This is a genomic window from Mesorhizobium subarcticum, from assembly GCF_055456085.1.
In genome coordinates this window covers 2,382,840-2,395,949 of record NZ_CM144237.1, presented here as the reverse complement: position 1 = coordinate 2,395,949, position 13,110 = coordinate 2,382,840, and the positions used below count along the sequence as shown (strand labels likewise).

Below are 13,110 nucleotides of genomic sequence, written 5' to 3'. Positions count from 1 at the left end.
GGGGGGCGCTGGCCCGCAAACGAATGACGATTGGAGAACCTTCTGATGCCAACCCCCCTCGTTGTTTCCGACGTCGCCAAGAGCTTCACCATGCATCTGCGCGACGGCATCAAACTGCCTGTCGTCGCCGGTGTCTCATTCTCGATCAAGGCTGGCGAATGCACCGTGCTCGGCGGCCCGTCCGGTGCCGGCAAGAGCTCGATTCTGAAAATGCTCTACGGCAACTATGCCGTCGACGAAGGCCAGATCATCGTCAAGCATGAGGACGGGCTGATCGATCTCGCCCATGCCAGCCCGCGCACCGTGCTCGCCGTTCGCCGGCAAACGATCGGTTATGTCAGCCAGTTCCTGCGCACCGTGCCGCGCGTCTCGGCGCTTGATGTCGTCGCCGAACCAATGGTCGAGCGCGGCGAGGAGCGCGAAATTGCACGCGGCAAGGCGCGCGCCTTGCTGGCGCAACTCAACCTGCCGGAAAAGCTCTGGGTGCTGCCGCCGGCGACCTTCTCCGGCGGTGAGCAGCAGCGCGTCAACATCGCGCGCGGCTTCATCACCGAGCATCCGATCCTGCTGCTCGATGAGCCGACCGCCTCGCTCGATGCCACCAACCGCGACGTGGTGATCGAACTCATCGCTGCCAAGAAGGCGGCCGGCGTCGCCCTCCTCGGCATCTTCCACGACCACGATGTCCGCGAGGCGGTTGCCGACCGGATCATCGACGTCACCGCCTTCGCTCCGGGAAAACTCGCCGCATGACCAGGAAATTGTCGGAGACGCCGCTGGTCCACCCGACGGCGGAGGTGCACAATTCGACACTTGGCCGCTGGACCGAGATCGCCGACCGCAGCCGGGTTTCGGAAAGCGAACTCGGCGACTATTCCTACATGATGCAGGATTGCGCCGTCTGGTGTGCTACGATCGGCAAGTTCGCCAACATCGCGGCAAGCGTGCGCCTCAATGCCACCAACCACCCGACCTGGCGGCCGACGCTGCACCACTTCACCTACCGCGCCTCGGACTATTGGGATGACGCCGAACACGAGAGCGAATTCTTCGCTGAGCGCCGCGCCAAACGCGTCACCATCGGCCACGACACCTGGCTGGGCCATGGCTCGACCGTCCTGCCCGGCGTCACCGTCGGCGATGGCGCGGCGGTCGGCGCCGGAGCTGTCGTATCCAAGGATGTTGCCCCCTACACTATCGTGGCGGGCGTGCCGGCAAAACCGATCCGCGAACGCTTCGACCGCCGAACCGCCGAACGCTACCAGGCGCTCGCCTGGTGGGACTGGGACCATGCCAGGCTGCGCGCGTCCCTAGAGGATTTCCGCGAGCTTTCAGCGGAGGCTTTTCTGGAAAAATACGAGGGCTAATCCCTCACATCATCGTCAGCCGGGAGCCTGTTCACATCCTTGACACATGACTCGGACAGGACGCCATCTCCCCCAAGGAGATCGCCATGCCCGACACCGTCAGACCCTCGCTCGCCGGATTCTTTGCCGGCTCCAACCCGACCCCGCCGGCACATCTCGGCACGCGCTACGACATTTCAGGCAATTTCCTGACCGAACCCGGCAACACTGTCGTCAGCCATCTGGTCAGCGGTTCGCCGTCCGAGGCTGTCGTGCTCGCGGTGCGCGAGAAGATGCTGGCGATGCCCGACGCCGACCGGCTCGCCTTCACGCCCGTCTCCAGCCTGCACATGACGCTGTTCCAGGGCATCATCGAACATCGCCGCCGCTTGCCCTACTGGCCGCAGGAGGTACCGCTCGACACCAGCATCGATGCCATGACCCGCCTTTATCTGGAGCGCTTGAAAGGCTTCGAGGGCTTCGGTCCTTTCAACATCAAGGTGGTCGAAATTGTGCCGACCGGTCTCACCGTGGCCGGCGCGACCGACGAGGACGTGCGCATCATGCGCCAATGGCGCGATGCGCTGGCGGTGCCGTTCGGCTACCGGCATCCCGATCACGACGCCTATGTCTTCCACATCACCTTCGCCTATCAAATCCAGCGTCTTGCCGACGACAGGGCGGCCGCATGGCAGGCGCTGTTTGATGATGGCCTGGCACTGTTCGAAGGGCAGGCTCCGGCGATCGAGATCAAGGCTCCAGCTTTCTGCGCCTTCCGCGACATGAAGCATTTCGAGGAATTGCTGGTGCTTGGCTGATTGCCGGCAACTGGCATCTGACGCTGCGTCTGTGGAGCGTAACAAAACTGACATGCTGGCGACATGGCAGGTTCATGTGGCTGCGTTAGGCGAGAGCCTGACGATTAACATGGTCCCGACTGGAACCTGCCCATGTCAGCAGCCTCTGCCACGCTCGAAATCCGCGGTGTCAGCCGACGATTTGGCAAGAACACCGCCGTCAGCGATATCAACATCTCGATCCCGCAGGGTCAGATGGTCGGCATCATTGGCCGTTCGGGCGCCGGCAAATCGACCCTTCTTCGCATGATCAACCGTCTCATCGATCCCAGCCAGGGGTCGATTTTTTTTGACGGCGCCGATGTCTCCAAGCTGCAGGGCTCGCCGCTGCGGCGCTGGCAGCGCGACTGCGCCATGATCTTCCAGCAGTTCAACCTGGTGCCGCGCCTCGACGTGCTGACCAATGTGCTGCTCGGCAAGCTGAACCACCGTTCGACCGTCTCGAACCTGCTCGGCATGTTTTCGCGCGCTGAGTGCGCCGAGGCTGTTGCCGCCCTCGAGCGCCTCGACATCGCCCGGACAGCCCTTCAGCCGGCCGGCACGCTTTCAGGCGGCCAGCAGCAGCGTGTCGCCATCGCCCGCGCCATGATGCAGCAGCCCAAGGTGATCCTCGCCGATGAGCCGATCGCTTCGCTTGACCCGCTCAACGCCAAGGTGGTGATGGATTCGCTGCAGGACATCAATCTGCGCGAAGGCATCACCGTCGTCACCAATCTCCACACGCTGGATACCGCCCGCACCTATTGCAACCGCATCATCGGCATGGCCGCCGGCAAGGTCGTCTTCGACGGCCCGCCCGAAGAGCTCAACCGTGAGGCCGTGCGTCTGGTCTATGGCGCCGACAGCAATGGCGGCGAGATATCGGAGGCCATCACCTCCACCAGCGTTGCCTTCAAGCAAAAGATTGCAGCATCCGCCGGACCGCTCGAACCCGCATTTCCGGGTTATTGAGCCGCACTGGATCGTCCGCCCGCGTCAAGGGCACCTGTCAAGATCAGAACGCTGCCGGCGCGGGGCCGGAACCTACAGGAGAGATATCAATGTTCAGGAAGATGGTTTTCGGCGCCGTTTCGGTGCTCGCCATGGCCACCAGCGCCGCTCACGCAGCCGATATGAAGGAATTCCGCGTCGGCATTCTCGGTGGTGAAAACGAGACCGACCGGCTGCGCAACTACCAGTGCCTGGCCGACCATTTGAAGACCGAGTTCGGCTTCGAGAAGGTCTCGCTGTTCCCGGCCGCCGACTATGACGGCGTCATCCAGGGCCTGCTTGGCGGCACGCTCGACTTCGCCGAACTCGGCGCTGCCGGCTATGCCGCCGTCGTTCTCAAGGACCCGAAGGCCGTCACTCCGATCCTCACCACCCAGCAGACCGACGGCGCCACCGGCTATTATTCGATCGGCCTGGCGCTGAAGTCCTCCGGCATCACCGACATCAAGTCGGCCAAGGGTAAGAAGCTCGGCTACGCCGATCCGGATTCAACCTCGGGCTACCTGATCCCGCTGACCCAGATTCCGAAGACCACCGGTGCCTCGAACGAAACCTTCTTCGCGTCGACCCAGTTCAACGGCGGCCACGAGAACAACGTTCTGGCCGTGCGCGATGGCAAGGTTGACGTCGCGGTGGACGATTCCTCAGGTATCGGCGACTTCAAGAACGGCTACACCTCCGGCACCTTCCACAAGGAAGTCGCCAAGGGCGCCGTCGACCCCAACGACTTCGTCGAAGTCTGGCGCTCGGGCCTGATCCCGAACGGCCCGCTGGTCGTGCGCACCGCGCTCGGCGACGACATGACCGCCAAGCTCGCCGCCTTCTTCACCGACCTGCCCAAGCGGGACAAGGCCTGCTTCGAAGGCGTCGAAGGTGGCGACTTTACCGGCTATGTCCCGGTGAAGCCGGACTTCTACAACGTCATCGTCGAAGCCCGTAAGGCAGCCATCGGCGGCTAACGGCGAAATCGAAAAGGGCGGTGTTGGAAAACACCGCCCTTTTTGCATCCCCGATCATGACCCTTTCCGTGACAGCCCCTTCCACGGCAGCCCCCTCTGGCGCCACCCACCAGATGGCCGATGCCTGGCGACGCCAGACGTCGCTGCGCCGGTTCTATACGGCGCTTGGCGTCGCCCTGCTGCTTGCCGCGATGTTCGCGAGCATGTGGTTCGCCGACGAAGCCAATGCCGGCCACTTCTTCGACCGTCTGCCGCACATACTGGATTTCCTGAGCTGGCTGATCCCCAAGGACTGGAACGATGTCTGGCGGGCTCTGTTCGACGTCGCCTCGCCGCACGACACCGGCACGCAGGAGTTCAACTTCCCGCTTGGCCGCATCTATGTCTGGGGCGGTTTCTACATCCCCGAATATTTCGAGCTGATGCTGACCACGGTGAACGTCGCGCTGGTCTCGACCTTCATCGGTTTCATTTTCGCCGTGCCGTTTTCCTTCATCGCCGCGCGCAACCTGACGCCGCACCCGGTGCTGCGGCTTGTCGTCAAGCGCTTTATGGAGCTGCTGCGCGCCTTCCCCGAGATCGTCATCGCCGGCCTGTTCGCCGCGATCGTCTCGATCGGCCCGGTCGCCGCCATCATCGCCATCGGCCTGCATTCGATCGGCGCACTGGGCAAGCTGTTCTACGAGATCAATGAGAACATCGACATGCGGGCCGAGGAAGGCCTGCGGGCGGTTGGCGCCAACTGGTTCGAGCGGGTTCGCTTTGCCGGCCTGCCGCAGGTGCTGCCCAATTTCATGTCCTACACGCTGCTGCGGATCGAAATCAACGTCCGCATCTCGACCATCATGGGCGCGGTCGGCGGCGGCGGCATCGGCGAGGAGCTGAAGCTCTCCATCTCGCGCGGCTTCGGCGCCAAGACGCTGGCCATGGTGCTGCTGCTGTTCACCACCATCTTCATCGTCGACCAGTTCTCCGCCTGGCTGCGCCGCAAGCTCGTCGGCGAGCAAGCCTTCGTGATGGGAGCCTGATATGGCTGCTATGACCGCAGACGAAATCAGCGCGATCGAGGAACGCTTTCCGCAAGTGTTCCGGCGCCCCGCCTACAAGCGCTTCGGCCCGCTGTTTCTGCTTCTCGGCACCGTGCTCTACCTCGTTTACGCCATGTGGTTCTTCACTCTGCCGCAAGTACTGCGGGACTCGCACTGGGAGCGCCTGCCGCTCTTCCTGTCGCAGTGGATCAGCTACGATTTGCAACCGGAATTCCGTCTCGACCAGCCCGAGATCACGCCGAAATATCCGCGCTTCTCGGCGCTGGGCGACAACCCCAACCCCGACTGGGTGATCAAGAGCCCGGACGGAACCTTCACCGTACTGATCGACGGCCCGGCAAAGTCCGTAACCTTCGACAAGACGCAGGCGACGATTGTGGCCAACGGCCGGACCGTGCCGGTAGCGCTAACCAGCGGCAAGCCGGTGGTCACAGGCCCGGTGCCGGACTGGATCACCGCGCACGATGACGAGGTGGTGGCCAAGATGGGCTTTGCCGGCGAAGTCCGCGTCACCGTCGACCGCGTCAAGGTGCGCAAGCGTTTCCTCGGCTGGGCCAATTTCGTCTTCGACACGCGCTCGCCCTTCTTCGGCAAATCGGCGGGAGAAGTGATCTCGCTGATCATCTCCGGGCCCGAACTGAAGCCAGGCACCTCGAACCTCGCGCTCGCCGGCGACAACATCTGGAACAACGCCCAGTGGCAACATGGCGACGTCTGGACGAAACTGCTGCAGACCATCGTCATGGCGTTCCTGGGCACGCTGCTCGGCGGTATCGTCGCCTTCCCGCTCGCCTTCTTCGCCGCCCGCAACATCACGCCGAGCGGCATACTCAGCCAGGTGCTCAAGCGCTTCTTCGACTTCATGCGCTCGGTCGACATGCTGATCTGGGCACTGTTCTTCACCCGCGCCTTCGGGCCGGGGCCGCTCGCGGGCAGTGCCGCGATCTTCTTCACCGAAATCGGCACGCTCGGCAAAACCTATTCCGAGGCCCTGGAGAACATCGACGACAAGCCGCGCGAGGGCGTCGTCTCGACCGGAGCCAACGGCCTTCTGGTGCAACGCTATGGCGTGATCCCGGAGGTGATTCCGGTGTTCATCAGCCAGACGCTCTACCAATGGGAATCCAACACCCGCGGCGCCACCATCATCGGTGCCGTCGGCGCCGGCGGCATCGGCCTGAAACTGTGGGAAGCAATGCGCACCAATTCCAACTGGGCCAACGTCTTCTACATGGTGCTGTTGACCCTGCTGGTGGTCTTCATCTTCGACAACATGTCGAATTTCCTGCGCCGCAGGCTCAGCCGCACGATCCACGATTACAACAGGATCCAGGCTGAGCAGGGGTAGCTATCTCAGCATCTCAGGGCATGTTGAGATTCGGGTCAGGCCGAGTCGAAAATGCTGGGTTACGAGAACCGGCCTTCGCCGGCCATAGCCTTCATCGAGCGGGCCGGCCTCACCCGAATATCGACATGCCCTAAGCGGCCTTCTTCCACCCATTCCTGATATGCTTATACCCATCCCGATACACCTCTTCCGGCGTTTCGGAAAAATCGCGCCACACCTTGGTCGCCGCAGCCAGATCCTTCAGCGATCGGCCAAACGCCTCGATCGTCAGCCAGTCGTCGTAGCCACTCTTGCGGATCGCCGCGAACGTCTCCTTCCACGGAATGTTGCCGCGCCCCGGCACGCCGCGATCGTTCTCGGATATGTGGATGTGCACGACATTGCCGCGATGCTTCGTGTAGGCGCCGATCGGGTCGGCTTCCTCGATGTTGGCGTGGAAGGTGTCATACATCGCCTTGATGTGCGGCCGGTCGATGGCATCGATATGCTCCGACAGGTCGGCCATCGTGTTGAGAAGGTAGCATTCGAAGCGGTTGAGCGCCTCGAGCCCAATGGTGACGCCCCGCTTTCCGGCATGGTCGCCAATGGCGCGCTGCGAGGCGACCGAGCGCTTCTTCTCGACGGCTGTCGGGCCGTTGCCGGAGAAAGCACCGAGCGTCGAATGCAGCGGGCCGCTCAGCGTGTTCGCGCCGAGTGCCGCACTGCAATCAACAGCCCATTTCATGTAGTCGACACCGGCCTTGCGGGTCGCCGCGTCGGCCGAGATCAGGTTCATCGAGGGATCGCCCATCGCCGAAACGGCGGTGCGCTCCAGTCCGATGCGGTCGAGCAGGTCGCCGAGCTTTTTGTAGTCGTCCGGCGTGCCGGCAAAGACCGGTATCTCGACGCCATCGAAGCCCGTCGCCTTGATGTCCCGCAGTAGCGCCTCGTGCTTCTTCGAGACGCTGGTCGTCCATAAGAACATGCACATGCCGATTTTCATCGACGCCCTCCCCCATTTGACGGCGCGCTGGCTATTCCGCCAGCTTCGTCCACGCTCCATTCTTCTTCGAAGACTTCACACAGGCCTCGATGAAGGCCATGCCCTCGACACCGTCCTGGATGGTCGGGAAGACGACATCCTTTGCCGGCTTGCCACCTTTCTTGCGCGCTGCACGGATGGCGCGCGCGGCTTCCTGATAGATGTTGGCAAAACCTTCGAGATAGCCCTCGGGATGGCCCGACGGCACACGGCTGACACGGCCCGCCACCGGCAACGACCCGGCGCCGTTTCGGGTGAGCAACTGCTTCGGCTGGCCGAACGGCGTGTACCAGAGATAGTTCGGGTCAGCCTGCACCCATTCCAGCCCGCCTTTGGACCCATAGATGCGCAGCTTCAGTCCGTTCTCATGGCCGGGCGCCACCTGGCTCGCCCAGATCATGCCCTTGGCCGGATGCGTCTTGCCGGCTGGCTTGAAGCGCAGCATGACGTTGACATTGTCGTCGAGTTGACGCCCCGGCACGAAAGCATCGAGATCGGCCGACAGCGAATCGAGTTCGAGCCCGGAGACGAAGCGCGCCAGATTGTAGGCATGCGTGCCGATATCGCCCAGCGCGCCGCCCGCGCCCGCCTGCTTGGGATCGGAGCGCCACGCCGCCTGCTTCTGGCCGGTGGCGGCGAGATCCTCGGTCAGCCAGTCCTGCGGATATTCGGACTGCACGATGCGGATGTCGCCAAGTTGCCCCTTGGCCACCATCTCGCGCGCCTGGCGGATCATCGGATAGGCGGTGTAGTTGTGCGTCAGCACGAACACCTTGCCGGTCTTCTCGACGATCGCCGCGAGTTCCTTGGCCTCGGCCAGTGTCGTTGCCAGCGGCTTGTCGCAGATCACATGGATGCCGGCCTCGAGGAAGGCTTTGGCTGCCGGTACGTGCACATTGTTCGGCGTGACGATGGCCACCGCCTCGATGCCGTCGGGGCGTTTCGCCTCGGCCATGGCCATCTCGGCATAGGACGCATAGCTGCGATCCGGATCGAGCCCGAGTTCGGCGGCCGAAGCCTTGGCGCGCTCGGGATTGGCCGACAGCGCACCGGCCACCAGCACGAAATCATTGTCCATGCGCGCCGCTATGCGATGCACCGCACCGATGAAGGCGCCCTGCCCGCCGCCGACCATGCCATAGCGGATCGGGCCGCCTCCCGTTTCCGACTTCGATGCGCCGACCATGTTTTCTCCCTCGTGTCTTGGATGCTCCTCCCTATCAGGGAAGGGATAAGTCCTGTCAGATACCCATCATCGCGCGCAGCAGCTTCTTGTCCGTGGTGCCGCTGGCAAAATCGTCGAATGCCCTTTCCGTCACGCGGATGATGTGGTGCTGGATGAAAGGCGCACCCTCTGCCGCGCCGTCTTCAGGATGTTTCAGGCAGCACTCCCATTCCAGCACCGCCCAGGAATCATAATTGTACTGCGTCAGCTTGGAGAAGATGCCGCCGAAATCCACCTGCCCGTCGCCCAGCGAGCGGAAACGGCCGGCGCGGTTGGTCCAGCTCTGATAGCCGGAATAGACGCCTTGCCGGCCTGTCGGGTTGAACTCGGCGTCCTTGACGTGGAAGGCCTTGATGCGCTCGTGATAGATGTCGATGAATTCGAGATAATCGAGCTGCTGCAAAAGGAAATGCGACGGGTCATAGTTGATGTTGCAACGCTTGTGGCCACCAACTGCATCAAGGAACATCTCGAAGGTCGCGCCGTCGAACACGTCCTCAGAGGGATGAATTTCGTAGCCGACATCGACGCCATTGTCCTCATAGACATCGAGGATCGGCTTCCAGCGTTTGCCGAGTTCGCCAAAGGCCTCCTCGATCAGTCCGGCGGGCCGCTGCGGGAAGGGATAGAGGTAAGGGAAAGCCAGCGAGCCGGTGAACGACACCGTTGCATTCAGCCCGAGATTGCGCGATGCCTTGGCACCGAACTTCATCTGTTCGACAGCCCATTTCTGCCGCGCCTTTGGGTTGTTGTGCACCGAGGCCGGCGCGAAGCCATCCATCTGCGCGTCATAGGCCGGATGCACTGCCACCAACTGCCCCTGCAGATGCGTCGACAATTCGGTGATCTCGACGCCGGCATCGGCACAGATGCCCTTCACCTCGTCGCAATAGGTCTTGGAAGACGCCGCCTTCTTGAGGTCGAACAGCCGCGCGTCCCAGGTCGGGATCTGCACACCCTTGTAGCCGAGACCGGCGGCCCATTTGGTGATCGAGGCCAGCGAATTGAACGGCGCTGCATCACCCGCGAACTGCGCCAGAAACAGTCCAGGGCCCTTCATTGTCGTCGGCATCGGCATCCTCCCTCATTGTGTCGCGACCAAGCATAGCGCCGATTGGAAGCAGGGCCAGCCATTTTGGTCTTTTCGCACCAGGCGCTTTGCAGGCACTGCCATTCTGGTATTACCAAATAAGGGAATTTGGTCAAGCCTCACAATGCATCGCCAAAGACCTCGGTGCATTCGGCATATCGGCATATATAGCAATATAATCAATGGAATAATTCGCACGAAAAGTTCCGTCACCGCACTTCTTGCCGTCCCCTGGAATTTGCTGTAGACCTCGCTTCAGGCCCAATTGGTCGAACCAGTTTGCAGAAAAAGGCTGGGGATGCCTTGGGGAGGAACCCTTGCGTCGCCTTTTAGCGATGCATGTCGCAGGCAAACCATACGGACGAATTTGGGAAGGACAGACCATGCATCTTTCGACGCACAACTGGATGCGCGCGGAACCGTTGGAGGTGACGCTGAAGCGCATCAAGAAATTCGGCTATGAGTCGATCGAGATTTCCGGCGAGCCCGAGCAGTACAAGACCAAGGAGACACGGGCGCTGTTGAAGGAGCATGGCATCCGTTGCTGGGGCGCGGTGACCTTGATGCTGGGCGAACGCAACCTTGCCGCCAGGAACCAGGGCCAGCGCGAGCGCTCCGTGCAGTACGTCAAGGACGTGCTGACCATGGTCAGCGAGCTCGATGGCGAGATCATCACGCTCGTTCCCGCGACCGTCGGCAAGGTGGTGCCGGATGGCACCGAGGAAGAGGAATGGAAGTGGGTCGTCGACGCGACCCGCGAGTGTTTCACCCACGCCAAGAAGGTCGGCGTCAAGATTGCGGTCGAGCCGCTGAACCGCTTCGAGACCTATCTGTTCAACCGCGGCGCCCAGGCGCTGGCGCTGGCCGACGCGGTCAGCCCCGAATGCGGCGTCTGCCTTGACGCCTACCACATCCACATGGAGGAATTTAACGTTCATGACGCGATCCGCCAGGTCGGCAAGCGCCTGTTCGACTTCCATGTCGCCGACAACAACCGCTTCGCCGCCGGCCTTGGCCAGATTGATTGGCCAAGGATCGTCGCGACCTTGCGGGAGGTCGGTTACGACGGCGCGCTGACCAACGAGTTCGTCGCCCCGGTCGACCGCACGCCGGCGGCACCCTATCCCGAAATGGTCGAGCGCCACCCGGTCGATATCTCGCCCGAGCAGCTGAAGTTCATCCAGGACCACGGCTCCAGCGTGCTGACCGAGAAATTCTACACCGACCAGATGCGCATCACCGCCGAAACGCTGTTGCCGCTGATCAAGTAGTCGACTGCTTCCGGGAAATTTGCCCTTCCGCCTTGGCCGGCGGCAGGGTTGGGGAAAAACATGCGCATCAAGACCGTCCAAGCCTGGTGGGTTCGCATCCCGATTGAAGCCGCGAAGCAACATCGCAGCGACTTCGGCCAGGTGACGACCTTCGACGCCGCCATCCTGCGCATCGAGACCGATGACGGGCTGGTTGGCTGGGGCGAAGGCAAGAACGCCGCCGGCAGCGCCGGCAGCTACGGCGCCCTCGTCCATATGCTGAACCACGAGGTCGGGCCGCAACTGATCGGCCGCGACCCGGCCGACATCGGCATCATCTGGGAGATGCTTTACAATGGCGTGCGCCATGACAGCGCGGCGCGCGCCGGCCATGCCATGCCGCAGCTGGCGCGGCGCGGCATGAGCATCGCCGCTATCAGCGCCGTCGACATCGCGCTCTGGGATATTTTGGGGAAATCGCTCGGCGTGCCGGTCTGGCGGCTGCTTGGCGGTCGCAAGCTCGACCGCATGCCGGCCTATGCCTCGGGCGGCTGGGCCTCGGCTGATGCCATCGGCGAACAACTGAAATCCTACATCGCCAAAGGCGGCTTCAAGGCGCTGAAGATGCGGGTCGGCGCCATGGATAGCGCCGCGCACATTTCGGCCGCCCGCGTGCGCGCCGCGCGCCAGGCGCTCGGTCCTGATGTCGAATTGATGGTCGATGCCCACGGCACCTATACGGTGGCGGAGGCCAAGCGCTTCATCCATCTCGTCAACGACCTCGATCTCGCCTGGTTCGAGGAGCCTGTGATCGCCGATGACAAGCCGGGGATGGCCGAGGTGCGCGCCTCGGGTGCGGTTCCGATCGCCACCGGCGAGAGCGAGGCGACACGTTATGCCTTCCGCGACCTCGCCGTGCTCAAGGCCGCCGACATCTTCCAGCCCGATCCCGCCTTTTGCGGCGGCATCAGCGAGGCGATGAAGATCGGCACCATCGCCAGCGCCTTCAATTTGCGCTTTGCGCCGCATCTGTGGGCCGGCGCGCCCTGCTTCTTCGCCGGCTTGCATGTCTGCGCGGCCTCGCCGTCGAGTTTCACCGTCGAATATTCGCTCGGCGCCAACCCGATGATCCACGATCTGATCGAAGAGACTGTCGAAGCAAAGGACGGTATGATAGCGATCCCGGAAAGGCCGGGTCTGGGAATCACCATCTCGGAGCGGTTCCTGGAGGCGCACGCGCAACGCAGTTGACGATGAAAGAAAAGAACCTTCTCGCGGAACTCGCCGCCTATCTCTTCTCCCATTCGGACAAGGATACGGGCCGAACGCCGTCGGAACGGGAACTGGCGGAGCATTTCGGCGTCAGCCGCGGCCAGATTCGCGAAGCGCTCGCCATCCTCGAAGCCATGCGCATCGTCGAGCGGCGGGCCAAGTCCGGCATCTACATCGACACCAAGCAGGCGAGCGTCGAGGCGCTGGCGCTGTTTGCCCGCGCCGGCCTGCCGCTCGATCCCTTGCAGATTTACGAGACGGTCGAGTTGCGCAAGATCCATGAGATCAAGGCGGCCGAGCTTGCCTGCTCGCGCGCCACCGAGGAGAATTTCGAGCGGCTGCGCGAGATCCTCAAGGCATCCGAGGAGCGCATCGCCGCCGGCGAAGGCCTGGCCAAGGAAGACCGCGAGTTTCATCTGGAGATCGTGCGCGCCACCAAGAACAGCGTCTTCCACAACATCTGCAGCGTCTACTATCTGATGGGCGAACAGCGTCTGCCGATCTACTTCAACGATCCCGAACGCAGCGTGCGTTCGCATGCCGAGCACGTGCAGATCTACGAGGCGCTGCTGCGCCGCGACGGCAATCTCGCCCAGGCGCTGATGAGCGCCCATCTGCAAGGCGCGGAGAGCTACTGGAAGGGCCTGATCGAGGGCGGCAAGGCGGATGCGCCCACAAGCCCGGCACTCGAAAAGGCCTGACC

At 62.8% G+C, this 13,110-nt stretch carries 13 protein-coding genes; 10 read left to right on the top strand and 3 right to left on the bottom strand.

Annotation, left to right across the window (positions count from 1 at the left end; genetic code table 11):
• The first annotated feature begins 45 nt into the window (after window positions 1–45).
• The 7 genes from phnL to phnE (ACZYHG_RS11690) all read left to right on the top strand — a co-directional run bounded on the left by phnL (window position 46) and on the right by phnE (ACZYHG_RS11690) (window position 6,549).
• Window positions 46–753, top strand: coding sequence for a phosphonate C-P lyase system protein PhnL (phnL, locus tag ACZYHG_RS11720; RefSeq protein ID WP_464613911.1), 708 nt, complete (start codon window positions 46–48; stop codon window positions 751–753).
• Complete coding sequence (locus ACZYHG_RS11715; protein WP_464613910.1) at window positions 750–1,367, top strand: DapH/DapD/GlmU-related protein; 618 nt, start codon at window positions 750–752, stop codon at window positions 1,365–1,367. Before phnL ends, ACZYHG_RS11715 begins: the two co-directional genes overlap by 4 nt.
• A gap of 86 nt (window positions 1,368–1,453) precedes the next feature.
• Entirely contained in the window at window positions 1,454–2,164 is a 711-nt protein-coding gene (locus ACZYHG_RS11710; RefSeq protein WP_464613909.1) for a DUF1868 domain-containing protein, read from the top strand.
• Between the two features lie 132 nt (window positions 2,165–2,296).
• On the top strand, window positions 2,297–3,154 hold the full coding sequence (gene phnC, locus ACZYHG_RS11705; protein ID WP_464613908.1) for a phosphonate ABC transporter ATP-binding protein: 858 nt from the start codon (window positions 2,297–2,299) through the stop codon (window positions 3,152–3,154).
• A gap of 89 nt (window positions 3,155–3,243) precedes the next feature.
• Window positions 3,244–4,152 (top strand): phosphonate ABC transporter substrate-binding protein, encoded by a 909-nt coding sequence (gene phnD / locus ACZYHG_RS11700; protein WP_464613907.1) that lies wholly within the window; start codon window positions 3,244–3,246, stop codon window positions 4,150–4,152.
• A gap of 113 nt (window positions 4,153–4,265) precedes the next feature.
• Window positions 4,266–5,180 carry a phosphonate ABC transporter, permease protein PhnE gene (gene phnE / locus ACZYHG_RS11695; protein ID WP_464614665.1) on the top strand — a complete coding sequence of 305 codons (915 nt, stop codon included), beginning with the start codon at window positions 4,266–4,268 and terminating at the stop codon, window positions 5,178–5,180.
• Window position 5,181: 1 nt separating this feature from the next.
• Window positions 5,182–6,549 carry a phosphonate ABC transporter, permease protein PhnE gene (gene phnE / locus ACZYHG_RS11690; RefSeq protein ID WP_464613906.1) on the top strand — a complete coding sequence of 456 codons (1,368 nt, stop codon included), beginning with the start codon at window positions 5,182–5,184 and terminating at the stop codon, window positions 6,547–6,549.
• A gap of 130 nt (window positions 6,550–6,679) precedes the next feature.
• Here the strand turns inward: phnE (ACZYHG_RS11690) and ACZYHG_RS11685 are convergent, their stop codons facing one another.
• From ACZYHG_RS11685 to ACZYHG_RS11675, 3 genes are read right to left on the bottom strand one after another with little or no spacing between them, the layout of a single operon-like run.
• On the bottom strand, window positions 6,680–7,531 hold the full coding sequence (locus ACZYHG_RS11685; protein ID WP_464613905.1) for a sugar phosphate isomerase/epimerase family protein: 852 nt from the start codon (window positions 7,529–7,531) through the stop codon (window positions 6,680–6,682).
• Between the two features lie 31 nt (window positions 7,532–7,562).
• The gene (locus ACZYHG_RS11680) at window positions 7,563–8,756 is read right to left on the bottom strand and encodes a Gfo/Idh/MocA family protein (protein ID WP_464613904.1); all 1,194 of its coding nucleotides are present in this window, start codon (window positions 8,754–8,756) and stop codon (window positions 7,563–7,565) included.
• A 55-nt stretch (window positions 8,757–8,811) separates the two neighbouring features.
• A complete protein-coding gene (locus tag ACZYHG_RS11675; RefSeq protein WP_464613903.1) occupies window positions 8,812–9,867 on the bottom strand; it encodes a sugar phosphate isomerase/epimerase family protein in 1,056 nt (351 codons plus the stop codon).
• A gap of 401 nt (window positions 9,868–10,268) precedes the next feature.
• Here ACZYHG_RS11675 and ACZYHG_RS11670 point away from each other — a divergent pair, with 401 nt between their 5' ends.
• From ACZYHG_RS11670 to ACZYHG_RS11660, 3 genes are read left to right on the top strand one after another with little or no spacing between them, the layout of a single operon-like run.
• On the top strand, window positions 10,269–11,156 hold the full coding sequence (locus tag ACZYHG_RS11670; protein ID WP_027060286.1) for a sugar phosphate isomerase/epimerase family protein: 888 nt from the start codon (window positions 10,269–10,271) through the stop codon (window positions 11,154–11,156).
• 60 nt (window positions 11,157–11,216) lie between these two features.
• Window positions 11,217–12,386, top strand: coding sequence for a mandelate racemase/muconate lactonizing enzyme family protein (locus ACZYHG_RS11665; protein ID WP_464613902.1), 1,170 nt, complete (start codon window positions 11,217–11,219; stop codon window positions 12,384–12,386).
• A gap of 2 nt (window positions 12,387–12,388) precedes the next feature.
• A complete protein-coding gene (locus ACZYHG_RS11660) occupies window positions 12,389–13,108 on the top strand; it encodes a FadR/GntR family transcriptional regulator (RefSeq protein ID WP_464613901.1) in 720 nt (239 codons plus the stop codon).
• Window positions 13,109–13,110: the final 2 nt, after the last annotated feature.

Coding starts and splice junctions, on each gene's coding strand:
- ACZYHG_RS11665 (WP_464613902.1), top strand. CDS start 11,217: ATGCGCATCAAGACCGTCCAAGCCTGGTGGGTTCGCATCCCGATTGAA.
- ACZYHG_RS11660 (WP_464613901.1), top strand. CDS start 12,389: ATGAAAGAAAAGAACCTTCTCGCGGAACTCGCCGCCTATCTCTTCTCC.
- ACZYHG_RS11675 (WP_464613903.1), bottom strand. CDS start 9,867: ATGCCGACGACAATGAAGGGCCCTGGACTGTTTCTGGCGCAGTTCGCG.
- phnD (WP_464613907.1), top strand. CDS start 3,244: ATGTTCAGGAAGATGGTTTTCGGCGCCGTTTCGGTGCTCGCCATGGCC.
- ACZYHG_RS11670 (WP_027060286.1), top strand. CDS start 10,269: ATGCATCTTTCGACGCACAACTGGATGCGCGCGGAACCGTTGGAGGTG.
- ACZYHG_RS11715 (WP_464613910.1), top strand. CDS start 750: ATGACCAGGAAATTGTCGGAGACGCCGCTGGTCCACCCGACGGCGGAG.
- phnE (WP_464614665.1), top strand. CDS start 4,266: ATGGCCGATGCCTGGCGACGCCAGACGTCGCTGCGCCGGTTCTATACG.
- phnL (WP_464613911.1), top strand. CDS start 46: ATGCCAACCCCCCTCGTTGTTTCCGACGTCGCCAAGAGCTTCACCATG.
- ACZYHG_RS11710 (WP_464613909.1), top strand. CDS start 1,454: ATGCCCGACACCGTCAGACCCTCGCTCGCCGGATTCTTTGCCGGCTCC.
- ACZYHG_RS11685 (WP_464613905.1), bottom strand. CDS start 7,531: ATGAAAATCGGCATGTGCATGTTCTTATGGACGACCAGCGTCTCGAAG.
- phnC (WP_464613908.1), top strand. CDS start 2,297: ATGTCAGCAGCCTCTGCCACGCTCGAAATCCGCGGTGTCAGCCGACGA.
- ACZYHG_RS11680 (WP_464613904.1), bottom strand. CDS start 8,756: ATGGTCGGCGCATCGAAGTCGGAAACGGGAGGCGGCCCGATCCGCTAT.
- phnE (WP_464613906.1), top strand. CDS start 5,182: ATGGCTGCTATGACCGCAGACGAAATCAGCGCGATCGAGGAACGCTTT.